Source organism: Mycobacterium nebraskense (assembly GCF_002102255.1).
GTDB lineage: Bacteria > Actinomycetota > Actinomycetes > Mycobacteriales > Mycobacteriaceae > Mycobacterium > Mycobacterium nebraskense.
The window spans coordinates 88,777-112,835 of record NZ_LQPH01000138.1 but is presented as its reverse complement, the minus strand read 5'-3'; the positions used below and the strand labels follow the sequence as shown (position 1 = coordinate 112,835).

Sequence of the window (24,059 nt, the reverse complement as noted above, 5' to 3'; positions counted from 1 at the left end):
GTTCAGTTGCCCAGGCTGGTGGCGCGTCCCGCAATACCGGCGGCCTCCGCCGTCACCTGCGCCTGCAGGGCGAACTGGGTCATCCGGGTCCACGCGTCACGGTCGCGCTGGCTGGCCAGGCGGCCGACGTGCGTGACCACGTCGACGTCGGCAGCCTGGGCGCGGAGGTGTCCGGCGCGGGCGTGTTCCTTGGGGATGTGCTGGAACGGATCGAATGAGTAGGCGGCCATGGCATTTTCATGAGTGATCTTGTTGATGACCGAATCATCGAGATGCCCCATCGTCTCCATGACGTCCTCGGGCGCGAACGGCCAATTGCTGTCGGAATGGGGGAAGTCGGATTCCCAGCACAGCATGTCCTCGTTGAACCAGTCCATGTTGTGTACGCCGACCTTGTCACTGATGAAGCACGTGTAGAAGTGCCGCTTGAACACGTCGGCCGGGCCGCTGTAACCGGGTGGGAACTTAGCCAGCGTCCACCCCGAATGACGGTTGTAGACGTGCTCGGCCCGCCAGAGGAAGTACGGTATCCAGCCCACGTCGCCCTCGGTGAGGGAGAACTTCAGCTGCGGGAAATCTGCCCAGAATTCGGCCCAGATCAGCTCGGTGAAGGTGAACATGCTCATCATGGACGACGCCGTCATTTGCACGCTGGGCGGGGCGTCCGTCGACACCTGCGGTGAACGCGATGCGGAGCCGACATGCGTGCACAGCACCGTTTTGTTCTCGCACACCGCCTCGAACAGCGGGTACCAGTATTTGGTGTGAATGCTGGGCATTTGCAACGCCTCTGGATTCTCCGAGAACGTCACGGCGTGGCAGCCCTTGCCTGCCAGGCGTTTGACTTCCTTGGCCGCCTCGCCCACGTCGAACAGCGGCAGAATGCCGCAGGGGATGAATCGGCCCGGGTAGGCCGCGCACCACTCGTCGATGTGCCAATCGTTGTAGGCCTTGATCATCACCAGGTTGACCTCACGGTCCGGACCCTGGTTAAGGACCTGGCCGGAGAAGCCGGTGAAATTGGGGAAGTTCAGTCCGGCCAATTGACCGCCGGCGTTCATGTCCCGGACCCGCTCGTCTACGTTGAAGCAACCGGGCCGCATCTCGTCGTAGCGGGAGGCGTCGATGTTGTACATCTCCCGCGGCTTTCCCGCCACGGCGTTCAGGCCCATGTTCCGCCCGCGGACCTCGCCGTAATACCACTGCTGGATGCCGTCGGGTTCGATGACCACCCGGGGAGCGCGGTCCTTGTATTTCGCGGGTACGTGCGCGTCGAACATGTCGGCGGGCTCGGCGATGTGATCATCCACGCTGATCAGGATCAAATCGTCCTTGTTCATGCCGCACTCCTCAACGATGTAGTGACTAGTAGATAATGGCGCCGATCACAGTGTCAACCATGTGCGCCGCCCCGGAGGCGATTCGGCGCCGCAGCTAAAGGGTTGCATCGCAACGGCACATTGCCCTCGCCGCCGACCCGCTCCACCAGCCTCTTCACGGCTTCGCCAGCGACACCTTAGGGACTATTAGTCCCTCGCCTCGCCACTCAATCGGCGCAAACCGGCGGCGGGTGTGCATCAGTCGGCGGGCGCGTACCGCAGCATCGTGACGTCGTGCTCCGGGTAGTCGAAAAACGCCGGCTTCACCCGCATCCCTACCCTGAGGTCGGCGGGGTCGACGTTGACCATCTCGGTGGAAAACCTTGGTCCCTCGTCCCATTCGACGATCGCCAGCAACTGTGGGACGGCGTCGGCGAAGTGCGGGCTGACCGGCCGGCGCGCCACGGTGAAGGAATACAACGTTCCCATGCCGGAGATCTCGCGCCATTCCAGATCGTCGGCGAGCGTGCGCGGCGCGCGGACCCGCGGGTAGAAGACATAGCTCTGCAGCGAGGGCGAGTATTGGATGACGATGCGGTGCTGCGCCAACGCATCCCAAAAGGGCGCGCTGGTGGGGGTTTTGACGGGCATCGGGCGCTCGAAGGTGGCCATTTCCGATCAATCCCCCTCGAGGATCAGCGTGGTTTGTTCCGACAGGATCCCGCCGTTGCCGGACACGAAGGCGCGGTGACAGTCGGCGACCTGCGCCGCACCCGCGCGGCCCATGATCTGACGAGTGGCGTCGCAGACATGATGCATGCCACCGGCCAGCCCGGCCTGACCGAAGCCCAGTTGCCCACCCGCCGTGTTGAGCGGGAAGTCGCCGCGGAAAGTGAGGTCGTGGTTGGCGACGAACTCCATCCCCTTGCCCTTCTCGCAGAAGCCCGCGTCCTCCAGCGACAGCAGCACGGTGATGGTGTAACAGTCGTAGATCGACACCATGTCCATCTGCTCGCGGCTCAGCTCCGTCATGGCGAACGCGGTGTCGGCGGCCTCGGCGATCGGGGTGTGCAGCAGGTCCTTGGCGTAAGTCGGGGTCTTGAATGGCACGTGTTCGCCAAATCCCTTGATCCACACCGGACGATGGCGCGCGCGCTTGGCTAAATCGGCATTTGCGACCACGACTGCGGCGCCCCCGACGCAGGGCATGACGATCTCGAGCATGTGCAGCGGGTCGGCGATCACGGGGCTGGCCAGGACCTCGTCGACCGTGAGCGGCTTGTCCTTCCAGATCGCCCCCTCGGTGTGGTTGGCGTTGAAACGCTGGTCGACGACGATCTTGGCCATCGCCCGCTCGTCGTAGCCGTAGACGGCCCCGTAGCGCTGGGCCACCTGACCGTAGGGCCCGTTCTGGCCGAGATTGCCGTAGGGGATCTCGAATTCGGCCTGGGGAGAACCATATTGGTTGCTCGATGACCCGAAGAACATCGCATCCACCAACGGCCTGGGCTTCTTCTTCGACGACGGGGTGATGTATCGCGCCGGCAGCGCGCATAACACGGCGTCACAGATCCCCAGTTCGATCGCCGCGGCCGCCCGCCAGACCATGGCCGCCGCGCTGGCGCCCCCGAGGTCGACGTGTTCGGCGAACCGGGCTCCGATGCCGAGGTATTCGGCGATGGTCGACGGGACGAAGATCTCGGACTCCGCCGAGTGCGACGCCACGATCCCGTTGACGACGTCACCCGGCAGTCCGGCGTCCTCGAGTGCGGCCGCGGAGAGTTCCGCCCACTGCTCGATCGCGAATGGCGCGAGTGAGGCCTTGTTGAGCCGCTCGGGCGGAAGCTCGACGTAGCCGACGATCGCGGCTTCCCCGCGTAATCCCATGCGTCATCCTACTTTCGGGGTAGTCCGAGGATCATCTGCGCGATGATGTTCAGCTGAATCTCCAGGGTTCCGCCGCCGATCAACTCGGCGGGCAGGTGCAGGTAGCGCTCCACGATGTCGGGGTCGGAGTCGGCAACCATCGCCATGCGCCCGGTCAGCTGCAGCGTGGCCTCGAATGTTCTGCGCAGCAGTACGTTCATCGCCACCTTGGCGATGCTGGACGCCGGGCCCGACGCCTGGCCGTCGAGCAGCCGGATGGTTTCCCGCACCCCCAGCGCCTTGATGGCGTTGGTGTACGCGTCGAGTTCGCCGAGCGCGCGCAGCGCGTCGTCGCGGTCGGGTCCCGGTTCGGCCGCGAGCCGCCGCAGCGCCGCGGCGCGGTCGAACTTGACGTAACCGCTGATGGCCGAACGCTCCTCGGCCATGGTGGCGATCGCGAGGTTCCACCCCCCGGTCGGGTCGCCGAGCAGCATGTCGTCGGGCACGAACACGTCGGTCAGGAAGACCTCGTTGAAGTGTGCGTCGCCGGTGGCCGTCTTGATCGGCTCGACCTCGATCCCGGCGGATCGCATGTCGATGATGAAGTAGCCGATGCCGCGGTGTTTGCCGGCTTCGGGATCGGTGCGCGCAAGCAGGGCGCCGAAGTCAGCCCGATGCGCCGCCGACGTCCAGATCTTGTGCCCGTTGATGTTCCAACCGCCGTCGACCTTGGTGGCCCGGGTGGACAGTGCGGCGAGATCCGATCCGGCACCCGGCTCGCTGAACAGCTGGCACCACGAGATCTCGCCGCGTTGCGTCGCCGGTATCAGCTTCTCCTGCAGATCGGCCCGCGCGGCCCGGAGCACCGACGGCAGGATCCACTCGGCAATGCCCAAGGAGGGGCGGACCAGACCCGGTCGCTTGGCGAACTCGTCGTCGATGATGAGTTGCCGCAGCGGGCCGGCATCAAGGCCCCAGGGCGCCGGCCAGTGCGGCGCGATCAAGCCCGCGTCGGCGATCAGGGTGCGCTGCGGTCCCGTCTCGAACTCTTCGTAGTCGCCCTGTCGCCCAGGTTGATCGTTGCGCAATAGCAGTGCGGCATCGAGGGTTTCGGCCACCCATGACCGGAACTCCGATTCCGCGTCGCCGAGGTCGACCGACATGTCGCGTTGCTGGGTGCAGGTCAGTTGCCCCAGGCGCCGGGCCCAGCGATTCGCCGGGCCGATCGAGGCCGCGAGACTGGTCGCCCGCCGCCAGTACAGGTGCAGATCGTGCTCCCAGGTGAATCCGATGGCGCCGAACATGGTCAACGCGTCGAGGACGAGATCGGGCACCGGTGAAATCGCGATCACCGCCGCACCGCCGGCGGCGATGCGGTGCTGGTCGATCGGTTCATCGGCGGCGCGCACCGCGTCCCAGGCCGCCGCGGTGGCCAGCTCGCTGCTGACCAACAACATCGCGGCGTTGTGCTGCAACGCCTGAAAGGTGCCGATCACCTTGCCGAACTGTTCGCGGCTGCGTAGGTGCGCAGTGACCGCCTCAACGCACCACTGCACGATTCCCGCCATCGCGCTGGCCAGGAGGCCCACCGTGACGCACCTCGCGCGGTCGGGATCGATGCCGGTGAGCACCTCGGCATCGGCCGCGCGGTAGTCGTCGAGGCGCAAGATGCCGGCGTCGGCGACAAGGTCCGTGCCGTTTACGGGTTCGGCTGTTGCCCTGGGCTTTTCGGTGTCGACCGGCACCCAGACCAGGTCGCCGTCCTCCGCACGCGCGGCGACGAGGACCGCCCGCGCCGCACACACTCCCGCGGTGACCTCCGACGTGCCGGTGATCAGCCATCCCCCGTCGTCGGTGCGTGCGCTGAAGTCACCGTCGTCGGGAAGCACGACGGCCGCGGTTGCGCCGGCGGCCAGGTCGCGCACCAATGCTTCGGCGGCCGGTGTCTGGTCGGCCAGCAACGCGACGGCTCCCGCGGCGACCGTCGGCAACAGCGGGCCGGGCAAGAGCGCCTTGCCTGCCGCCTCCAGGACGCAGGCGGCGTCGATCAATCGGCCGCCCTGCCCGCCGAGGCTTTCGGGCAGGTGCACCGCGTGGAAGCCGTTGCCGACGAGGGCATCCCACCATCCGGGCCGGCGCCCCGCCGCGAGGTCGTCGAAACTGTCGCGGGTCGCGGCGATGGGGGCGTGCCGGCCGGCGAACTGTCCGACGGCAGCGCTGAGCTCCTGCTGCTCCGGGCTCAGTCCCAGGGTCACGATGGCGGCCGAGAGGTGACTAAGGTTGGCCGCACGGACTGCTATCCTTCCGAGTTACAAGACGGACCGTCTCGTCTTGTGGCAGACTACCGGGGGTAGTCAGGCGATGTAAAGCGGGCCACCGCGGCAGTGAGGATCACCATATGCCAAGCGATCTCACCCAGGTGAGCCCGCCGAGGCGCCGAAGCGAGAAGTCGCGCACGGCGATCGTCACCGCCACGCGCGAACTGCTGCTCGCGCGCGGGTTCGACGGTCTGACCATCGAGGCGGTCGCCGCTCGGGCCGGGGTGGGCAAGCAGACCATCTACCGGTGGTGGCCCAGCCGCCCGGCCCTAGTCGCCGACGTCATGCTCGAGGACGCCGACAAGTTGCTGGCGTCGGTATCCCACACCGACGATCTGGCCGCCGACCTGGTGGGGTGGGTGGGCAAGCTGGTCACCAGTCTGACGACCGCCCGTGGCTCCGCCATGTTGCGGACCCTGACGGTCGCCTGCATGGAACACGAGGACACCGCCGTCAGACTGCGGGCCGGGTTCAGCGCGCCGCTGCACGACAGCGTGCGAGCCCGGCTGCTCGCGGACGGCATCGCCGCCGCCACCGCCGAATCGGCAGCGGACGCGATCGTCGGCGGTGTGGTGTATCCGATCCTTTCCGGCGCCCAGCCGTACTCGCGACGACGAGCCGAACGCACTACGCGCCTCATCGTCGAGGCGCTGCGGGGCTGATCAGCCGATCCTGATGGCGGCGAGGCCCTGACCCACGCGGTCCGGGAGGGACCCACCGTGGCTGAGCCAGTCATCCAGGGCGATGCGCACCGTCGCCATCGCCAGCGCGCCGATCAGCCTGGGCCGGGGGTCCTGCGCCGCCAAGCGCGGCAGCCGTGGCGCGATCAGGTCGGCGATCGCCAGCTCGTACCGCACATAGATATGCAGTGTCCAGGCATCCAATGTCTCGGAAGACCTTGTGAGAACGGCCAATTCACGAATCTGGTCCTCGATGTCGGCGAACCCGCCGGCCAGCTCCGTGAAGGCGCCGATGACCGCGTCGGTGGCGCTCAAGCGCTCGGGCTGGGCCGCCAAGGCGGCGGTGATCCGGTTGAGCCAATGGACGGTCATGCCCTCGGCGACAGCGTCTTCCTTGGAGTTGAAGTACCGGAAGAAGGTCGCCCGCCCGATGTCGGCTTCGTCGGCGATGCGGTCCACCGTCGTGCCCGCCAAACCGCGATCGGCGACCAGCTGAGCCGCGGCGGCGGCGATACGCTGACGCATCGCCGTTCGTTTCCGTTCCGCCAACGACGGCGTGGCAGACACTGCAGCAGCCAAGCCCCCACCTTTTCCCGCGAATCGACGCCTAATCGTAAGACACAGTCTTAGCATGAGACGATGTCTCACACTCCCGATTCGTCCGATCAGACGGCCCCGAAGGCGCGCGCCGCGTGGCAGTTCTTCCAGCAGATGGTCACCGACGTCACCAAGATCGTCACCGAGGACGCCGAGTCCGAGCGGGAGTTGCTCGAAGGGCTGCGGCTGATCGCCCGCGTCTCGTCGCTGTGCGCGCAGATGTCCGTCGAGGCCGATGCCGAGCGGCCCTCCTTCTTCGATATGTGCTCGGAGAACCGCATGGTCGGCGGTCCCAATCCCGACGGTAACTACTACCTGGCGATGATTCGTGGCGACCGGAGCTACCGCATCACCGGTTCCCGGGGCACCAGCGCCTACCTGGGGCTGCAGATTCTGGCCGGCACTGGACTCACGCCACGCCGCATGGCGGGATACGTCAGCGACGTCGACTTGGCGCTGGACTCAGGCGAATTCGCGCTCGTGCTCTCGGCGGACGAACCTTCCGATCTCGCCGGCGCGCAGTGGGTGAAGATTCCCGACGACGCGTCGTCGGTGGTGGTCCGCGAGTACATCGGTGATCGCGCGCGCGAAGAGCTGGCCACGCTGCGGATCGAGGCGTTGGACCCCGGACCGCTGACACCGCTGACGGACGGCGAGCTCGCCGATCAGTTCACCGCGATGGCCTGGTCACTGATGAAGCTCGCGACGCTGCACCGCACCATCAAGCCGGAGCTGCTCGACGCGCCCAACACCTTGCTGACCGCCGAGGCCGCCAGCCTGGGCGCCGCCGACACCACCCCGGACAACCTGTACATGATCGGGACCTACCGGCTCGGACCCAACGAGGCCCTGGTGCTCGACATCGCTCCCCCGGACACCCGGTACTGGAACGTCACGCTGGAAAGCATCTGGCACGAATGCCTGGAACCGCGCGCCCGGCACAGCTCGGTGACGAACCGCGGCGTGGCGCCCGATGCGGACGGCCGGGTGCGAATCGCGCTGTCCGCGAAGGACTTCGGGATGGGCCACTGGCTCGACACCGGTGGCCGGCATCGGGGCTTCATCGTCCTGCGCTGGCTGGACAACCCCAGCCCTCCTGACGTGACGGTGTCGGTGCGCGAATGTGAGGAGCCGGTATGACACTGCGGGACCGTTTCGCCCCCGAGCGGCTGATCGCCGCCGCCTGCGAGGAAGTCGGAAGCGACGACTTCGGTGCCGAGGGCTGGCGGCCCGGGCTGCACCGCCTGACCGACGGGCTGATCAACGACGCGCGCCTGTCGGACATCGGCGTGGAGATCGCCCACCTCGACATCATGCGGGCCCTGAAGAATCGCCTGGGCGTGATCGCCTGGCGCAAGCAACATCCCGAGATCGCCACCAAACCGATTGCGGCGCCGATATTCATCGTCGGCCAGCCCCGCACCGGCACCACGATCCTCTACGACCTACTGGCCCAGGATCCCGAGTTGCGCGCCCCGTTGACGTGGGAGGTCGACGAGCCCTGTCCGGTTCCTCAGCCGGACACCTATCACGACGATCCGCGCATCGCGCAGACGCAGGCCAGCATCGACATGTCCGAACAGATCATGCCGGGGTTTCTGGCGTTTCATCCGATGGGCGCCCTCGTCGGGCAGGAGTGCGTGCGCATCACGGCCGGTGAGTTCGTCAGCATGATCTTCTCGGTGCAGTACCGCCTGCCCAGTTACTACCGCTGGCTGCTCTATGAGGCGGACCACGCGGGCGCCTACCGCTATCACCGAATCTTCCTGCAGCACTTGCAGTCCGGTGTGTCCGGTCAGTGGTTGCTGAAGTCTCCGGCGCATCTGTGGCAGCTCGACACGCTGCTGGCCGAATACCCCGACGCGTTGATCGTGCAGACCCACCGCGACCCGCTCAATGTGATCTCGTCGATCGCCGCCCTGACCCACCACCTACGCCGGATGTGCAGCGACGAGTCCAGCATCGCCGAGTGCGCGGCGCAGTCCTACGAGGAGATCGTCGTCGGTCTGGAGCGCGAGATGGCCCTGCGGGACAGCGGGGCGGTGCCGGCGGACCGCGTGATCGACGTGCAGTACAGCGACTTCATCAACGACCCGTGGACCACGATCAAGGACATCTACCAGCGGCTGGATCGCGAGCTGCGACCCGACGCCGAGCAGAAGATGCGTGAATTCCTCGCCGCCCACCCCGGCGACGGCGGTCGTGGCCGCTACACCTGGTCGGACACCGGCCTTGAGGCGGGCGAGGTGCGGGAACGGGTGCGTGCCTACCAGGACCGCTACGCGGTGCCGACCGAAAAGCTGCGGTGACGCGGGCCGGTCGAACACCGTTGTGACGCTTGGGGTCTGAAGCGAGTAGGATCGCCGCAAAGCGACTGGAGCGGCGATGGACGAAGACTGCCTGAAGCTCACCACCTATCTGGCCGAGTGTCGGCGAACTGACGAAGGCTTTGTCGCCGATGTGCTGCTCGACCTGTATGCCCGGCATCGCGTCGCCTGCGGCGTGGTGCTGCGCGGCATCGGCGGCTTCGGGAGCGGGCGCCACCTGAGAACCGACGAGTCGCTGACGTTGTCCCATGATCCGCCCGTCGCGATCGTTGCCGTCGACACGAAGGCGAAGATCGAAGCCCTGCTCGACCAAGTGCTCGCCGTCAAGCAGCGCGGCCTGGTCACATTGGAGCGGGCGCGGCTGCTGCGCGAGGACGGGGCGTTCCTCGGGCCGGTGGAGCTCCCCGACGAGTTGCGCGAAGCCGTCAAGCTGACGGTCTACGTCGGCCGCAAGGAACGCGTCGACGGCGCGCCGGCCTATGTCGGCGTCTGCGATCTGCTACATCGGCGCCGAATAGCCGGCGCGTCGGTGCTGCTGGGGGTGGACGGCGTCACCCACGGGCAGCGGCAACGTGCGCGCTTCTTCGGTCGTAACGCCAACGTGCCGATGATGATCGTCGCCGTCGGATCCGGCGAGCGCATCGGAGGGGTCTTGCCGGAACTGGCGGCGCTGCTGCGCCGACCCACGATGACGCTGGAGCGGGTCCGTGTGTGCAAACGGGACGGCGAACTCTTGGAGCGGCCGCACGCTCTCCCGGGGTTCGACGACTGCGGTTTGGCGTTGTTCCAGAAGTTGACGATCTACACGTCCGAGTCGGCACTACATGACGGGGTGCCGATTCACCGCGCCATCGTGCAGCGGCTTTATCAGCGCGAGGCGCCCGACGGCGCGACGGTGCTGCGGGGCATCTGGGGTTACCACGGGGACCATCAACCGCACGGTGACAAGTGGCTCTCGCTACGCCGCCGCGTCCCCGTGGTGACCATCGTCGTCGACACCCCGGCCAACATCTCCGAATCCTTCGATGTGATAGACGAATTGACCCGCGACGACGGGCTGGTGACTAGCGAGATGGTGCCCGCGGTGGTGTCGGACGAACACGACACCGACGAGGGCCCGCCGCGCATGGCCCATCACAGCTACTAGGTCAGCCGGCGACCGAGGCGTCGTAGATCGACTGGATCGCCTTGTCCAGCGTGGCGTTGAACTGCTCGTCGGACTGGTCGGCGGTCAGCCCCTCGGTCAGCGCACGGCTGAAGCTGGCGATCAACCCGGTGTTCTTCGCCAGCAGCTCGTTGGCTTCCTCGCGCGAGTAGCCGCCGGAGAGGGCGACCACCCGCATGACCTTCGGGTGTTCGATCAGGGGGCGGTAGTAGTTGACCTCGCTGGGCAGGCTCAGCTTGAGCATCACGCGCTGCCCGTCGGGCAGGTTCTCGAGTTGCTTGGCGATCTCGTCGCGCAGAATCGCCTCGGCCTCGGCCTTGTCCGAGATCGAGATGGTGACCTCGGGCTCGATGATGGGCACCAGACCGTGCGAGAGCACCTGACCGGCCAGCTCGAACTGCTGGGCAACCACGGCGGCGATCCCCTTGGGGTTGGCGCCGCCGATCACCGACCGTTCTTTGGTGCCGAAGACACCCAGGCCGACCGCACGTTCCAGCAGATCGTCCAGTCCCGGGATCGGCTTCATCAACTGCACGTCGTCGGACCCCTCCGCCAGGCCCTTGTCGATCTTGAGGATGGGCACCACGCCCTTCGTCTCCCACAGGTAGGTGGTCGACGGCTTGCCCGCGATCTCCCGGTCCATGGTCTGCTCGAACAGGATCGCGGCCAGCACGCGGTCACCGGTGAACGCCGGGGCGGTGATGATCCGCGAACGCATCTGGTGAATGAGGTCGAACATCTCCTCCTCGGAGGAGTACGCGTCGTCCTGGATGCCGTAGAGGCGCAGCGCCTTGGGCGTGGAGCCGCCGCTCTGGTCGAGCGCCGCGATGAATCCCTTCCCCGACGTCATCCGGTCCGCTTGCTTCTCGTTCGGCATGGAAGTTCTCCACTCCTTCGTGGTCCCGTACGGTCACGGCGCCTGCGGTGCTCCGCACCCTTGAGATAATCGTGCCGATCATATTCGGCCGATCAGAGCCCGGGGAGGCCGGTCGTCACAGCTCGGCTTGGTCCGGCGGGGAGGCGGGTCTGACGCGCCACAGCGCCATGCGATCAAGAAGCCGGTCGCGCAGAACGAGCGTGTGGAAGAGCACCGCGCACATGTGGGCGGTAAACGTCAGGAACAGCAGAAACGCGAAGGCGCCGTGCCACTCGCGCAGCACCGCGAATACGTCTATGTTGTGCGGCGCGATGCCGGGTAGTCGCAGCGGGCCCACCAGCGTGACCGGGAACCGCGCCGCCGACAGCATGGCCCACCCGGTCAGGGGCTGCACCAGCAGCAGGGCGTAGAGCAGGTATTCCGACCACGTCGCGATGCGCCTTTCGGCGCCGCTCATGGTGGACAGAAACGGTGGGGGCCGGTGCCTGAGCCGATTCGCGAGCCGCACCACGGCGAACCCCAGGATCAGCACACCCAGAGGCCGATGGATGGCCAGCAGCAGCGGGTAGTAGCTCAAGGCCGCGACCATGGTGACGCCGATGAGCAGTTGCGCGATGACCATCGGCGCCATCAGCCAGTGCAGCACGCGGGACGGGAGCGCGAACCGGGTCGTGGCGGCGCCTTCCTTCACTGGAGCACCCGGGAGACGTCGACTTCGCTGGGCTTCTTGGGTTCCTCGGCGCGGCGGGTGAACGAGCGGGCGTAGACGGCTGATCTCGCGGCGAGCAGCGGGTCGTCGGAGGCGGTGATGCCGTCCGGCAGCACCAGCGGGTCGAAGTTGATATCGCGGGCGTTGCCGGGCGCCTCTGTCTGCACCGCCGTGACGGTGATGGTGCCGGCGTCGACGGTGCGGCGCTCCCGCGGCCAGGCTTTCGTGGCGTCGTTGGTCGGATCACCCGGCTCGCCGATGGTGAGCACCAGCCGCCAACTCAGTGGTCGCTGGGCGAGCGCGTGGATAAGTTCGTCGAACAGGTAATCCTTGCCGGTCGAGGACACCGGCACGCCCGCCGCTTGCTGCGGAAGGACGGCCCAGCGCACCGGAACGCTCGCTCCGGCGCCGTTGGTGAACCGGAACGCATTCAGGCCGTAAAACGCGCTGTCGGCGAACCCCGCACTCGGTGGGGCCTGCTTGATGACCTTCATCGCCGCGACGGTCTCGGGATGGCGGTCGAGGAAGGCGGCCATCTGCTCGGGGTCGGGCTTGCCGGTCTCGGGCACGGGTTTGGAGGCGAGCAGCCGGTCGTAGAACCCTTGGGGCGTGCTGTCCGCGAAGACAGGGATGTTGATCATCGCGGTGCGCCATTGCTGGCCGTCCGATCCCTGGAACAGCAGGCCCAGTCCCCGGACTGTGCCGTGCATGTCCGCCTGATCCGGGAGACCGCCCGACAGGGAAAACCGGCCGATTACCGGCACGCTTCCCGCCCGGAAGACCGCGGCCCGGCAGACCTCCGCCCCCGCCCCGGTGCTCGCAAAGGTTCCTACCGCGCTGAGCCCCTTGGCGTGGTTGCGGCGAAAACCGTCGTGACGTCCGTAGACGTGTTCGAAGCGGTCGGCGAACCGGGGCGGCGTCAGCGCGCCCGGCCGCAGCCAGCCGCCGGCGTAGGCGAACCCACCCACATCGACCGCGGCGATGCCGGCCACCGCACCCATGCCCAGCAACGCGCGCCGTCGTGTCAACGCGTCGGCAAGGGGCCGGCTGGGTCTGACATCGCCGGGCGGGTCGTCCGCCTCGCCGCCGCCATCACCGGGCTCCACGGCCACCGCCCTTCCGTGTTTGCGCAGGCCACGGGGCCCAGCCTGGACACGAATCCGGTGGAGTTAATTCACGCATGGGCCGGCGCCATGCGCAACTTCTGCGGGGATGCTCGCACACACTCACAGGACGTCGCGACGTCGCGATTCGTTCACTCGTTTTGAGTGTGGTTTGCCGCGTGCCATACCATTGAGTAAACAACTTGCGGCTGCATCTGTAGCTGGCGCGCAGATCGACGGAGTGTGTCTCCTCCGACGGGCAAGCGCTTTCCGATGGGGTTGAACAAGCAGCCCCGGGGCTTGGCAGTGGCTGTTTTGAGAGCTAGCAGTGTCCCAACAGGGACCGAATGTGAGTGATAGACCATGGGCGAACTAACCGGTGATCCAATCGATCCGACCGCTTTTGCAGTAGGAAAACAGCAGGTAGATCAGGCGGTCGTGCTCACCGTCTCGGGTGAAGTGGACATGCTCAGCTCGCCGCATCTGGCCGAGGCGATTCAGACCGCGCTGGCGACCAAACCCGCCGCGCTGATCGTTGACCTGTCCAAAGTGGACTTCTTGGCGTCGGCCGGGATGACGGTCCTGGTCACGGCGCAGGCGGACACCGAGCCGCCCACCAAATTCGCCGTCGTCGCCAACGGCTCGGCCACGAGCAGGCCGATCAAGCTGATGGGAATCGACAGCGTGCTCGCGCTTTACAGCTCGCTTGACGACGCGCTGAGCGGCATTGCTGGTGGGTGAATCTGGAGATGGGGGCACAACTGGGGACGATGGGGCGCTCTGATCATCAGCCGCAAAGCGTGTCAAACATCGACGACCGGTCCCGCTTCGTGCGGAAGCGCGTCGCCGCCGACCCGCGCAGCGCTGCTCGGGCCCGCGCCGAGTTCGGGTCATGGCTTGAAACCCATTTCACGCTCGATGCCGACCGGTTCAGCGACGTCCTGCTAGCGGTAAACGAAGCGATCGCGAACGCCGCGCAATTCGCCTATTGCGACGCCTCGCAGTGCGGGACGCTGGACGTGAGCGCAGCTTACGACCGCCAGTCCGACACCCTGGCCGTCGCGGTCGACGATCGCGGCCGCTGGCGCCAGAAAGTTCCGACCCAGCACCATCAGCAGCTCCGGGGACGCGGCATCCCGCTGATGGAGGCACTCGCCGACGAAGTGACCATCGATCTCACGCCGCACGGAACCCGCGTCACATTGACCTGGGCCGACCTGACCCGGCGGTCCGACACTTAAAACCTGCGCGCTACGTGGCATGCGCCAGGACCTGCTGGATGCGTTCCTCTCGTGGCAGCACCGGACCGTCGTCGAGGGGTTCGTCGATGCCGAGCTCGGCGAGCCCGGCTCTGGTCATCAGCGAGGTGCCGTAGGCGGCCAGGACGAGCTTTTGATCATCGCTGTGCCCCTCCTCGATGAGCATCGCCCCGATGAGGCAGATGACGGCCATCTTGTACGCGTTGAAGGCCCGATACCACTCGCGGTTTTGCACCTTGATGCCGCTGGCCTGCTCGTAGTGGGCGAGCAGGGCGTCGATGGGGAGCGCGGCGGGATGGCTGTTGATGCCGACCGGCTGCACCCACAGCATTTCCAGCCAGCCGATGTCGGTCAGGGGATCGCCGACCGTGGTCATCTCCCAGTCGAACACCGCGCTCACCTCCCCGCCCGTGAAGGCGAAGTTGCCCGGTTTGGCGTCGCCGTGCACCAGGGTGATCGTCGGGCATGGCGCGGGCTGCCGTTCGCGCAGCGCCCGGTGCAGCCGTTCGAGCGCGGGCAGCGAGTCGCGCTTGACCCGGTCCATCTCCGACGCCCAGTGGTCGAGTTCTCGGCCGAGGTGCGTGCCGCCGTCATCGAGCGTGTCGAGCCCGGTCTCGGTCAGGTCGACGGAATGGATCGCGGCGAGTTGCTCGACCAAGCTTTGGCACATCCGCACCACGGTGTGGTCGGCGACGTCGGCGGGCGCCTGCATCTCGTAGACGTCGCCGGCGGCGCGTTCCATCACGAAGAACGGCCGGCCCAACACCTCGCCGGTCTCCTCCAGCCACAGCGCCCGCGGCACGCGTACCGCGGTGTCCTGCAGTGCGCGCAGGATGCGGAATTGGCGTGCGAGGTCGTAGGGCTCCAGCAGCGCGGGAGGCCTGGGGCGCAGCCGCAGCACCACATCTTGGCGTGTACGCCGATCACCGTCCTGGCTGACCACCGTCAGCATCAGCATCTCGGCCGAATGCCCGAAGCTCACCCGGTCCAGGCCCTCGACGCGAACGTCACCGGAGTCGGGCAGTCGGGTGCGCAGCCAGGCGGTCAGGCGCTCCTCGAAGTCGGCGTCCACCGTCACTGACGGGCTCCTTCGTCACTACCGGCCGGCAGGCGCTCGACCGGGGTCTTGTCCTGGGTGAACGCCGACATATCCATCGCCGTCCAGTTCGGGTACCGGCGGTAGCCGTCGCCGCCGAGCAGCAATTCGAAGATGCCCCAACCGGTGTGACCGTCGCGCTCGAAGCGCATCAGCTGGTCGAGCGCCATCGAGTTTCCTTCCGTCTCGGCGAGCTGCTCGAGATCGCTGCTGTCCCAATCGAAATGGATGAAGTACACACCGGCGCCGAGGTCCTCGTACTGGCAGTGCGCCATCGGCAGCCCGTAGTAGGCGTTGACGTGTTGGTGCGGGGCGTCGGCGGTAACGCGATGGGTCTTGCCGTCCTCGTCGGTGAAGACCAGGACCGCGCGGACCGGCCGCTTGCGCTCACCGTCGAACTCGACGTCGTGCTCGATCTTGACGAACCGCTTCGACAAGGTGCCGTCCGCGTAGGTGATCCCGCCGTCCACGTATTGCACTGTGCCGTCGGCTGATTCAATGATCCACGCTTCAATCGCGTGGTCGTCGAAGCCGGCGTCGAGCCACAGCCAGAAGTCGATCTTGTCGGACACGCGCAAGCCGAAGGTACGGTCGCGACCGCCGTGGAATCCGTCGACGCTGATGCGCTCGCCGTCGATCTGCACCCATCCGCTCCACCGTCCGGGTTCTTTCATGTGATACATGTCGGCGAGCAGCCGGCCGTCGCCGCCCACCACCTTCATGGGCAGTAACTCCCACATCGGTGCGGTGGGCTCGTAGTAGAGCTCCCACTCGATTCCGGATCCGTTGGGTTCCACGTCAAGTCGCCACTTCTTCAGCGGCTGAACGCAGGTCCACCGCATCGGCCCGGCGCTCAACTCGGCGCGATCACCAGCGGTCACCGGCCGACCCGACAGCAGGTCCCAATGCCGGCCATCGGCGAGACTGACCTTGACGTAGCCGAGTGCGCTCGCGGTGTTCGGGTTGTTGCCGTAGCCACTGGCCAACAGCATCGTGCCGTCCGGCGACGCCGCGAAAAAGTAACATCGATCCGACCACGTCGGATCGGGGTCGTGCACCGCGTCGAAGGTCGTCGGGAGCTGGTGAGTGAACGACTCGTCGGCAGCGGAGTAAGCCATGATTGCCCTCTCTGGCGATGTGCTTGATTCGCAATGGAATTCGTTGCTCTGCCCAACCGATCCCGTAACATCTGCGCCATGCAACCGAGCCGTCGGTGGGGCGACGACCGCGCGATCCTCGACGACGAGGAGGCCCGCAGGCGCATCCTGGACGCCGCGGGCCGCTGCATCGTGCACCGCGGCAACACTCAGTTCCGGATGGGCGAGGTGGCCGACGAGGCGGGGGTGTCGCGGTCCACGGTGTACCGGTATTTCCCCGGCCGCGACGACGTCCTGCTGGGCCTGATCCTGACGCGCGTCGACCACGCACTCGGCGAGTTGGTGCGCTCGCTGGCCGCTCCGGATGATCCCGTGCGGTCGGTGCCTCAGATGGTGCTGGCCCGCGTCGAGTCGGTGGAGGGCGATCCGCTGAACGAGGCGCTGTTCGCCGCCGAGAGCACCGCTGTCGCGTCGGCCCTCGAGAAAGGTTCGGCGCCCATCGTGGAGACGCTGTTGCGGCACTACCAACCGCTGTTGGATCGGTGGAAGGCGGCGGGCCGCTTGCACGACGATCTGGATCCGCGGTCGGTGGTCCAGTGGCTCCACGCGACCACCTTGTTTCTGCTGGCGCCCTCGTGGCGGTACCGACCGGCCGCGGACAAACGCGAGTTCGTCGAGCAGTTCGTGGTGCGGGCCCTGGTACCACAGATCAGACAATAACGGCGTATTGTCTGATGTCCAGACGTTCGAGTATTTTTGTCTGACGGCCCCTGCGCCGGTTCGGCGGCCCAACCGGCCGAACGGCCCGGCTCCCGAACTGCGTGGTGGATATGACAAGCGTTGTTGGACAGGCTGTTTCAGCCGTCGGCTTAGCCGCTCACCTGGGCCGAGGCGTGGGCCGGGTGGCCACCGACGCGGTGGTCGGTGGACGGTTGGGCTTGCCCCGCCGAGTGCAGGACATCGACGCGGCGGTGCTCTCCAAGGTGATGGGCACCACCGTCAGAACCGTCCGCCTCCTTGAGAGCGACGCGGGGACGTCGGCGCGGGCACGGCTGGTGCTGACCGGAAAGAACGTCCCCGACTCGGTGTTCGTCAAGCTCGCGGCGAAGACGGCGGCCACCCGCTTGATGGGTGAGTTGGGCCGGCTCGGGCAGACGGAGGTGCGGTTCTACCGCCAGCTCGCCCCGCAGGTCGTCGGCGCACCGTATGCCTACGGTGCGGCGTTCGATCCATGGACCGGGCGCTACCTCGTGGTGCTGGAAGATCTCCCCGCCGAGTCGTGCGAGTTCCCCGACACCTTGCACCCGCTGTCGCCCGCGCAGGCCAGCCTGATCGTCGAGCTGCTGGCCGACCTGCACGCCACCTTCTGGACACGACTCCCCCGCGATGCGCGCGGCCCGCTGCGCTGGCTCTATACGCCGTCCGGCGACGTCACCTCACTGCTGACCGGCCCGCTGATGCACTCCTCGATCAAGCGCCTGGGAGAGCACACCGAGATCCCCGTCGAGAACGGCCGTTTCATCGCCGACAACTACCGTGCGGTTGCCGCCCTCATCGACACTCCCCCACACACCGTCATGCATGGCGACGCTCACCCGGGCAACATGTACTTCCACGGCGGCAAGGCGGGGCTCCTGGACTGGCAGGCGGTACGGCGCGGGCACCCGTCCCGTGAACTGGCCTACACGCTGATCACCAGCCTCACGCCCGAAGATCGCCAAGCGACCCAGCGTGAGCTACTCGACGACTACCGCCGCGCCCTCGCGGCGGCCGGTGGACCCGAACTGGACCGCGACGAACTCTGGCTGCGGTTCCGCCAGGCCGCGCTCTACGCATATGTGGCCCCTTTGATCACCGCGGGAATGGGCGGCATGCAGGTCGAAGACATCGCCATGGAAGGGCTGCGGCGCGGCGTCGCGGCGCTCGACGATCTGGAAACGGTCGCGGCGCTGAAGAGTTCCCTCTGACGAACCAAGTTTGGCCCGAACCTATTGCGCTGGCCGCCACACGAGTTACGCTACTTCCCGTAGCGTAATGCTGCGGGTCTTGTGCGTCTTCAGCCCTTGGCGGCAAGGAGAGTCTCATGTTCGACCTAAAGATCATTGGTGGCACCGTCGTCGACGGGACGGGCGCGGAGCGCTATCCCGCCGACATCGGCATCAAGGACGGCAAGATCGTCGACGTCGTCCGCCGCGGCGCCGGTGACCCTAAGACCGGCGGTCTGGAGATGGCCGGGGCCGCCGAAACCATCGACGCCACAGGCCGTGTGGTGGCCCCCGGCTTCGTCGACATCCACACCCACTACGACGGCCAGGTGAGCTGGGACGGCCTCCTCGAGCCCTCCAGCGGTCACGGCGTCACCACAATCGTGACCGGCAACTGCGGCGTCGGCTTCGCCCCGGTCCGGCCCGGCACCGAGCAGTGGCTAATCGAGTTGATGGAGGGTGTCGAGGACATCCCCGGCACCGCCTTGACCGAGGGCATCACGTGGGGCTGGGAGACCTACCCCGAGTACCTCGACGCGATCGGCAAGCAGAAGTTCGCGATCGACGTGGGCAGCCAGGTCGCCCACGGCGCCATCCGTGCTTACGCGATGGGCGAGCGCGGTGCCCGCAACGAGCCGGCTACGCCCGACGACATCGACGCGATGGGCCGGTTGGTTCGGGAGGCGATCGAGGCGGGGGCGCTGGGGTTTTCGACGTCGCGCACGATGGGGCACCGCGCGATGGATGGCGAGCCCGTGCCCGGCACGTTCGCGGCCGAGGATGAGCTGTTCGGACTCGGGCGGGCCATGGCCGCCGGCGGTCAGGCGGTATTCGAGCTGGCCCCGCAGGGATCCGCGGGCGAAGACATCGTGGCGCCGAAGAAGGAATTGGACTGGATGCGCCGGCTGAGCGGCGAGATCGACCGGCCGGTGTCGTTCGCCCTGATCCAGGTGGACGCCGATCCGAAGTTGTGGCGCGAAATGCTGGACCTTTCCGCGGACGCGCACGCGGCGGGTGCCCGCCTCTACCCGCAAGTCGCCGCGCGCCCGTTCGGCATGATGATCGGATTCCAGGGCCATCACGGTTTCAGCCACCGGCCCACCTACCGCCGACTGGCGGCGAAATACAGCCGCGAGGAGCTCGCGCAGCGGCTGGCCGACCCAGCGGTGAAGGCCGCCATCCTGGCCGACGAGGACCTGCCCGCCGACCCGACGCTGTTGTTCGACGGGATGTTCGCGCTCGTCCAGCACTCGCTCCGACGGCTGTACGCGCTCGGAAATCCGCCCGACTACGAGCCCACCCCGGACCGTACCGTCGCCGCCATCGCCGCAGCCCGCGGCGAGGACCCGCTATCCACGCTCTACGACCTCATGCTCGAGCAGAACGCGACCGCCATGCTGATGCTGCCGCTGTTCAACTACGCGGACGGCAACTGCGACGCGATCCGGGAGATGCTGCTGCACCCGGCCGGCGTGCTCGGGCTTTCCGACGGCGGCGCCCACTGCGGGATGATCTGCGACGCTTCGTATCCCACGTTCCTGCTGACGCACTGGGCGCGGGACAGGCGCCGGGGCGAGAAGCTCTCGCTGGAGTACGTGATCCGCAAGCAGTCCCGCGATACCGCCCACCTATTCGGTCTCACCGATCGCGGCACCATCGAGCCGGGCAAGAAGGCCGACATCAACGTCATCGACATGGACGCCCTGACACTGCATCCCGCGGCGATGGCCTTCGACCTGCCCGCCGGCGGCAACCGAATCCTGCAGGGAGCCAGCGGCTACGCGGCCACGATCGTCAGCGGGACCGTGACCCGGCGCGACGACGTCGACACCGGGGCCCGTCCCGGACGTTTGGTGCGCGGAGCGCGTTAAGGCTCGACGCATGAACGCGCCCGCCGGCAACCCGACCCGCACCCGCGACGAGGACGCGATCGGCACCCCGCCGGATAGCCCGACCCTGGTGCCGGCGCAGCGGTATTACTCGCCGGCGTTCGCCGCGCTCGAGGTCGAGCGGATGTGGCCGAAGGTCTGGCAGCTCGCGTGCATGGTCGACCACGTCGCCGAGCCGGGTGACTACTTCGAGTACCGCTGCGGTACGTACGGGGTGCTGATCGTCCGCGGTGACGACGGCGTGCTGCGCGCCTTCCAGAACGTCTGCCGCCACCGCGGCAACTCGGTGTGCGTGGGGTCGGGCTCGGGGCTGCGCGAGCTCAAGTGTGGCTACCACGGCTGGACCTGGGACCTGGCCGGCATGCTCAAACGGGTGCCTAACCGCAAGGGCTTCGGGTCGCTGCGGATGTCCGACTTCCCGCTGGTGCCAGTTCGAGTGGACACCTGGGAGGGACTCGTCTTCGTCAATCTCGACCTCGACGCGATGCCGCTGCTCGAGTACCTGGAGGCGGTGCCCGACGACATCGCCTGGTGCCGGCTGAGTGACTTCCGCTGCTACGCCACGCTGACCGTCGAGGTCGACGCCAACTGGAAGACGATCGCCGACGGCTACAGCGAGACCTACCACGTTCAGACGCTGCACCCGGAGTTGCTGCGCTGTGTCGACGACATCCATGCGCCGCAACAGATCTGGGGTCACACCGGCAAATCCGACCAGCCCTACGGGGTGCAGAGCCCACGCTTTGACGGCGCGCTGAGCGACGAAGAGGTCTGGGACGCCTACGTCTACACGCAGGGCGCGCTGATGGGCGCGGCCGAAGGCACCCCCTTTCCCACCGAGAAACGCCGGCCCGGGCAGACGGTCCAGGATCTGATCGCCGAGCACACCCGGGCGTTTGCCGCCACCCGCGGGGTCGCCCTCGACTGGGCCGACACCGACCGGATCACCCGGCTGCACCAGTACAACGTCTTCCCGAACATGACGCTGCTGGCCAACGCCGACCACCTCACCGTCATGTGCTCGCGGCCCGGCCGCGATCCCGATCAAGGCGAGCTGGTCATGTTCTTGATGACGCGGATGCCGCCGGGCGCCGCCCGCGCCAAGCCGACCGACGTCCGGGTGACCGCCGGCGAGGCCGAGCCCGGCGTGGTGCTCACCCAGGACATCCGGGTGCTCGCGGGCCTGCAGCGCGGCATGCATCAGCCGGGTTTCACCCACTTGGTGCTGTCCAGCGAGGAACGGCGCGTGATCAACATGCACCGCAACCTCGAGCGTTATCTGGACCTGCCCCAGTCTGAGCGAATGAGCGGTGGCACGACGAATCAACCGCCGCCAACATAATTCGTGTAGACACGCCGTAATCCGTCGGATGCGATTTAGAATCCGTCTCGTGATGACCCCGTCAAACCCGTGGGGGGACGACCGAGGGCAACTCGCGCATCAGCTACAGATGCGATATCAACCACTCGCGCGAAGACGCGCGCGGCGAATGTGCCAGAACTTCGCGCGGGTCGGCGTCCGCACGGCGCCGGAGCGCCTGCGGGAGATGCTGGCGGGGGCGCCCCTTGCGGCTCATGAAGTGACGGATGTGAATTTCGCATTGATCGCGCTGCAGTTCGACCGTGAAACGCGCATCGCGCGGTACAAGCGGCTGAAGCGACAGGGCACCCGCTCACTGATGTTCGCCGGGCTGGTCCTGGTGGTGTTGAACTTCCTGATGTGCATGGCTTACCTCTTGCTCAACCTCGCGGAGCAGGGCGCGCCTCTTTAACCCTCAGCGCGGGACGACGATGCCGTTGTCGTAGGCGTACACGATCGCCGCCGCGCGGTCCCGCAGGTCCAGTTTTCCGAAGATCCGGCCGATATGGCTCTTGACCGTGACGCCGGAAATGCAGAGTTCGTCGGCGATCTCGGCGTTGGAAAGGCCCCCGCCGATCAATGTCAACACGTCGAGCTCGCGGGTGGTCAACTCGGCGATCGCGGTGCCGCGAGGACCGGGAGCGGCTTTGCGGTAGGTGGTCAGCACGCGCGCGGTGACCGCGGGATCCAGGTAGCTGTCACCCCTGGCGACCGCCCGCACGGCACGAATCAGTTCCTCGGCGGAGGAGTCCTTGAGCACGAAGCCGGCAGCCCCGGCGCGCAGCGCCTCGGACAGCAGCTCGTCCTCGTTGAATGTGGTCAGTGCGAGCACCGGCGGCGTCCCCCGGAGCCTGCGCGTCGCCTCGATGCCGTCGACTCGGCGCATGCGCAGATCCATCACGATGACGTCGGGCCGGTGCTCGGCCACCGCTGCGGGCACCTCGTCACCGTCGGAGCATTCCGCGACGACGGCGAAGCCGTCCTTGCGGCGCAAGATCCGGCGCAGCCCCGAGCGCACCAGCTCCTGGTCGTCGACGAGCAGGACGGTGATCTCGGGGGTCTCCAGGCTGTGTGGGATCACAACTTGCACCACCACGGGCGCCAGCCGGTGTCACCTTCGTGCAGCGGTATGTCGGCACGCACCGACCATCCGTCGTCGGTCGGGCCAGCGTCGATGGCCCCGCCCAGCAGCTCGACGCGCTGGCGCATGCCGCGCAACCCGCGCCCTTCAGCGGAATGCGGAGCGGCGATCGCCACCGGTAACCGATTGTCGACCGTGAGGCTCGCCGACGACGCCGAGACATTCAGTGCCACTGTCGATTTCGAGTCGGGCGCGTGTTTGGCGATGTTGGTCAACGATTCCTGGGTGATGCGGAACAGCGCGAGGCCGACCGCCGCCGAGGCGCGTCCGGTGGCTCCGTCGATGCGCAGCGTGACGTCCAGGCCGGCACGCTGAAAATCCGCGACGAGGACGCCGACGTCGTCGATGCCGGGTTCGGGCGTGGTCTGTGCGGATTTTGTCGGCGAGCTGTCCAGGAGTCCTACGGTGCGCCGGATGTCGGCCATCGCCTGCCGGCCGAGGCGCTCGGCCTGTTCGAGCGCCTCGACCGCGTCATCGACATCGCGATCCTGCTGCAGTCCCCGACGGGCGCCAGTCACGTGCAGCAAGGTGATGCTCAGCGAGTGGGCGATGACGTCGTGCACCTCGCGGGCGATGCGACGCCGCTCATCGGCGGCCGCGTGCTCCGCCAACATCTTCTGCGCCTCAATCTGTTCGGCCAGCAGCAGCCGTTGGGTGCGCATCACGTAACCGAGCAGCCACCCCGCCCCGACGAAAGCCAGGTACAGCACTACCGCGTCGAGCCGGTGCAGTGCGGAGGCGGCCAGCAGCAGCGCGGCCGCCGACGTGGCGGCCAGGAATCCGCCCGCGATGGAGCTCAACGTCGCAATGGACAACACCATCAGCACCAGCAGCGCCGGGGCGAAATCGGCGTGAATGGGGGTCGACGTGCCGAAGAGCATCATGGCGGTGGCCGTCGACCAGGTCGCCCACATCAACACCGGGCTGAGCTTCGTGTTCAGGAAGAAGAACACCAGCGTCGGCGCGATGGACACCGCGAACGCGGCCAGCCCGACGGGCAGGTCGGCGGAGGGGCGCTGCAGGATCGCGATCACCCCGCCGCCGACATGGCTGACATCGACGGCGAGAAGCGACGCCCAGGTGAGACCGACGGGAATCAGTTCGCCTCGCCGGCGAAACTGTTCGCGCAAGTATCTCGTTGCAGCACGCAACATTGTCCAATCCTAAAAGAGCGCGCCACCCGCTCACATCGTGCCGTGGGCGGCAAGTGCCTCCGCCCGTGGTAGGAGGCAAAGACTGCACTTCGGCACGACGCGCACCAGCCGGCCGAT

23 protein-coding genes are annotated in these 24,059 nt (G+C 67.2%); 11 read left to right on the top strand and 12 right to left on the bottom strand.

What is annotated here, in order from left to right:
• Positions 1-2 precede the first annotated feature (2 nt).
• From AWC17_RS18935 to AWC17_RS18920, 4 genes are all read right to left on the bottom strand, one after another.
• On the bottom strand, positions 3-1,340 hold the full coding sequence (locus AWC17_RS18935; RefSeq protein ID WP_046186411.1) for an amidohydrolase family protein: 1,338 nt from the start codon (positions 1,338-1,340) through the stop codon (positions 3-5).
• A gap of 237 nt (positions 1,341-1,577) precedes the next feature.
• Positions 1,578-1,991: a Zn-ribbon domain-containing OB-fold protein gene (locus AWC17_RS18930; RefSeq protein ID WP_046186412.1), complete on the bottom strand. Its 414-nt coding sequence runs from the start codon at positions 1,989-1,991 to the stop codon at positions 1,578-1,580.
• Positions 1,992-1,997: 6 nt separating this feature from the next.
• Positions 1,998-3,206 carry a thiolase family protein gene (locus tag AWC17_RS18925; protein ID WP_046186413.1) on the bottom strand — a complete coding sequence of 403 codons (1,209 nt, stop codon included), beginning with the start codon at positions 3,204-3,206 and terminating at the stop codon, positions 1,998-2,000.
• 8 nt (positions 3,207-3,214) lie between these two features.
• The gene (locus AWC17_RS18920; RefSeq protein ID WP_085164942.1) at positions 3,215-5,440 is read right to left on the bottom strand and encodes an acyl-CoA dehydrogenase family protein; all 2,226 of its coding nucleotides are present in this window, start codon (positions 5,438-5,440) and stop codon (positions 3,215-3,217) included.
• 143 nt (positions 5,441-5,583) lie between these two features.
• Between AWC17_RS18920 and AWC17_RS18915 the strand changes: the two genes are divergently transcribed.
• Positions 5,584-6,165: a TetR/AcrR family transcriptional regulator gene (locus AWC17_RS18915; protein ID WP_046182520.1), complete on the top strand. Its 582-nt coding sequence runs from the start codon at positions 5,584-5,586 to the stop codon at positions 6,163-6,165.
• Here AWC17_RS18915 and AWC17_RS18910 read toward each other — a convergent pair whose 3' ends face one another.
• Positions 6,166-6,708, bottom strand: a complete 543-nt coding sequence (locus AWC17_RS18910; protein ID WP_046182536.1) for a TetR family transcriptional regulator — start codon at positions 6,706-6,708, stop codon at positions 6,166-6,168. It abuts the gene before it with no gap.
• Positions 6,709-6,822: 114 nt separating this feature from the next.
• Between AWC17_RS18910 and AWC17_RS18905 the strand changes: the two genes are divergently transcribed.
• The 3 genes from AWC17_RS18905 (at position 6,823) to AWC17_RS18895 (ending at position 10,254) form a co-directional block, all read left to right on the top strand.
• Entirely contained in the window at positions 6,823-7,920 is a 1,098-nt protein-coding gene (locus AWC17_RS18905; protein WP_046182521.1) for a DUF1214 domain-containing protein, read from the top strand.
• Complete coding sequence (locus AWC17_RS18900; protein ID WP_046182522.1) at positions 7,917-9,089, top strand: sulfotransferase family protein; 1,173 nt, start codon at positions 7,917-7,919, stop codon at positions 9,087-9,089. Before AWC17_RS18905 ends, AWC17_RS18900 begins: the two co-directional genes overlap by 4 nt.
• 76 nt (positions 9,090-9,165) lie before the next feature.
• Positions 9,166-10,254: a DUF190 domain-containing protein gene (locus AWC17_RS18895; RefSeq protein ID WP_046182523.1), complete on the top strand. Its 1,089-nt coding sequence runs from the start codon at positions 9,166-9,168 to the stop codon at positions 10,252-10,254.
• Position 10,255: 1 nt separating this feature from the next.
• Here AWC17_RS18895 and AWC17_RS18890 read toward each other — a convergent pair whose 3' ends face one another.
• The 3 genes from AWC17_RS18890 to AWC17_RS18880 form a co-directional block, all read right to left on the bottom strand.
• On the bottom strand, positions 10,256-11,149 hold the full coding sequence (locus AWC17_RS18890) for a fructose bisphosphate aldolase (protein ID WP_046182524.1): 894 nt from the start codon (positions 11,147-11,149) through the stop codon (positions 10,256-10,258).
• Between the two features lie 115 nt (positions 11,150-11,264).
• Positions 11,265-11,840 (bottom strand): cytochrome b, encoded by a 576-nt coding sequence (locus AWC17_RS18885; protein ID WP_082122891.1) that lies wholly within the window; start codon positions 11,838-11,840, stop codon positions 11,265-11,267.
• Positions 11,837-12,964, bottom strand: a complete 1,128-nt coding sequence (locus tag AWC17_RS18880; protein ID WP_276807351.1) for a catalase family peroxidase — start codon at positions 12,962-12,964, stop codon at positions 11,837-11,839. The genes AWC17_RS18885 and AWC17_RS18880 overlap by 4 nt, the downstream gene beginning before the upstream one ends.
• A 360-nt stretch (positions 12,965-13,324) precedes the next feature.
• Between AWC17_RS18880 and AWC17_RS18875 the strand changes: the two genes are divergently transcribed.
• Together AWC17_RS18875 and AWC17_RS18870 are read left to right on the top strand one after the other, a co-directional pair.
• A complete protein-coding gene (locus AWC17_RS18875) occupies positions 13,325-13,702 on the top strand; it encodes an STAS domain-containing protein (protein WP_046182525.1) in 378 nt (125 codons plus the stop codon).
• A 59-nt stretch (positions 13,703-13,761) separates the two neighbouring features.
• A complete protein-coding gene (locus AWC17_RS18870; RefSeq protein WP_046182539.1) occupies positions 13,762-14,202 on the top strand; it encodes an ATP-binding protein in 441 nt (146 codons plus the stop codon).
• Positions 14,203-14,212: 10 nt separating this feature from the next.
• Here AWC17_RS18870 and AWC17_RS18865 read toward each other — a convergent pair whose 3' ends face one another.
• A complete protein-coding gene (locus AWC17_RS18865) occupies positions 14,213-15,298 on the bottom strand; it encodes a phosphotransferase family protein (RefSeq protein ID WP_046182526.1) in 1,086 nt (361 codons plus the stop codon).
• Entirely contained in the window at positions 15,295-16,434 is a 1,140-nt protein-coding gene (locus AWC17_RS18860) for an Rv3169 family protein (protein ID WP_046182527.1), read from the bottom strand. Before AWC17_RS18860 ends, AWC17_RS18865 begins: the two co-directional genes overlap by 4 nt.
• Before the next feature lie 78 nt (positions 16,435-16,512).
• Between AWC17_RS18860 and AWC17_RS18855 the strand changes: the two genes are divergently transcribed.
• From AWC17_RS18855 to AWC17_RS18835, 5 genes are all read left to right on the top strand, one after another.
• Entirely contained in the window at positions 16,513-17,133 is a 621-nt protein-coding gene (locus tag AWC17_RS18855) for a TetR/AcrR family transcriptional regulator (protein ID WP_046182540.1), read from the top strand.
• A 110-nt stretch (positions 17,134-17,243) separates the two neighbouring features.
• A complete protein-coding gene (locus AWC17_RS18850; RefSeq protein ID WP_046182528.1) occupies positions 17,244-18,380 on the top strand; it encodes a phosphotransferase in 1,137 nt (378 codons plus the stop codon).
• Positions 18,381-18,496: 116 nt separating this feature from the next.
• Positions 18,497-20,269 (top strand): N-acyl-D-amino-acid deacylase family protein, encoded by a 1,773-nt coding sequence (locus AWC17_RS18845; protein WP_046182529.1) that lies wholly within the window; start codon positions 18,497-18,499, stop codon positions 20,267-20,269.
• 10 nt (positions 20,270-20,279) lie between these two features.
• On the top strand, positions 20,280-21,629 hold the full coding sequence (locus tag AWC17_RS18840; protein WP_046182530.1) for an aromatic ring-hydroxylating oxygenase subunit alpha: 1,350 nt from the start codon (positions 20,280-20,282) through the stop codon (positions 21,627-21,629).
• A gap of 148 nt (positions 21,630-21,777) precedes the next feature.
• Complete coding sequence (locus tag AWC17_RS18835; RefSeq protein ID WP_141224685.1) at positions 21,778-22,059, top strand: hypothetical protein; 282 nt, start codon at positions 21,778-21,780, stop codon at positions 22,057-22,059.
• A 3-nt stretch (positions 22,060-22,062) separates the two neighbouring features.
• Here the strand turns inward: AWC17_RS18835 and AWC17_RS18830 are convergent, their stop codons facing one another.
• Together AWC17_RS18830 and AWC17_RS18825 are read right to left on the bottom strand one after the other, a co-directional pair.
• Entirely contained in the window at positions 22,063-22,713 is a 651-nt protein-coding gene (locus AWC17_RS18830) for a response regulator transcription factor (protein WP_046182542.1), read from the bottom strand.
• 11 nt (positions 22,714-22,724) lie between these two features.
• On the bottom strand, positions 22,725-23,942 hold the full coding sequence (locus AWC17_RS18825; RefSeq protein WP_046182531.1) for a sensor histidine kinase: 1,218 nt from the start codon (positions 23,940-23,942) through the stop codon (positions 22,725-22,727).
• Positions 23,943-24,059: the final 117 nt, after the last annotated feature.

Coding starts and splice junctions, on each gene's coding strand:
- AWC17_RS18935 (WP_046186411.1), bottom strand. CDS start 1,340: ATGAACAAGGACGATTTGATCCTGATCAGCGTGGATGATCACATCGCC.
- AWC17_RS18930 (WP_046186412.1), bottom strand. CDS start 1,991: ATGGCCACCTTCGAGCGCCCGATGCCCGTCAAAACCCCCACCAGCGCG.
- AWC17_RS18925 (WP_046186413.1), bottom strand. CDS start 3,206: ATGGGATTACGCGGGGAAGCCGCGATCGTCGGCTACGTCGAGCTTCCG.
- AWC17_RS18915 (WP_046182520.1), top strand. CDS start 5,584: ATGCCAAGCGATCTCACCCAGGTGAGCCCGCCGAGGCGCCGAAGCGAG.
- AWC17_RS18910 (WP_046182536.1), bottom strand. CDS start 6,708: ATGCGTCAGCGTATCGCCGCCGCCGCGGCTCAGCTGGTCGCCGATCGC.
- AWC17_RS18905 (WP_046182521.1), top strand. CDS start 6,823: ATGTCTCACACTCCCGATTCGTCCGATCAGACGGCCCCGAAGGCGCGC.
- AWC17_RS18900 (WP_046182522.1), top strand. CDS start 7,917: ATGACACTGCGGGACCGTTTCGCCCCCGAGCGGCTGATCGCCGCCGCC.
- AWC17_RS18895 (WP_046182523.1), top strand. CDS start 9,166: ATGGACGAAGACTGCCTGAAGCTCACCACCTATCTGGCCGAGTGTCGG.
- AWC17_RS18890 (WP_046182524.1), bottom strand. CDS start 11,149: ATGCCGAACGAGAAGCAAGCGGACCGGATGACGTCGGGGAAGGGATTC.
- AWC17_RS18875 (WP_046182525.1), top strand. CDS start 13,325: ATGGGCGAACTAACCGGTGATCCAATCGATCCGACCGCTTTTGCAGTA.
- AWC17_RS18860 (WP_046182527.1), bottom strand. CDS start 16,434: ATGGCTTACTCCGCTGCCGACGAGTCGTTCACTCACCAGCTCCCGACG.
- AWC17_RS18855 (WP_046182540.1), top strand. CDS start 16,513: ATGCAACCGAGCCGTCGGTGGGGCGACGACCGCGCGATCCTCGACGAC.
- AWC17_RS18850 (WP_046182528.1), top strand. CDS start 17,244: ATGACAAGCGTTGTTGGACAGGCTGTTTCAGCCGTCGGCTTAGCCGCT.
- AWC17_RS18845 (WP_046182529.1), top strand. CDS start 18,497: ATGTTCGACCTAAAGATCATTGGTGGCACCGTCGTCGACGGGACGGGC.
- AWC17_RS18840 (WP_046182530.1), top strand. CDS start 20,280: ATGAACGCGCCCGCCGGCAACCCGACCCGCACCCGCGACGAGGACGCG.
- AWC17_RS18835 (WP_141224685.1), top strand. CDS start 21,778: ATGTGCCAGAACTTCGCGCGGGTCGGCGTCCGCACGGCGCCGGAGCGC.
- AWC17_RS18825 (WP_046182531.1), bottom strand. CDS start 23,942: ATGTTGCGTGCTGCAACGAGATACTTGCGCGAACAGTTTCGCCGGCGA.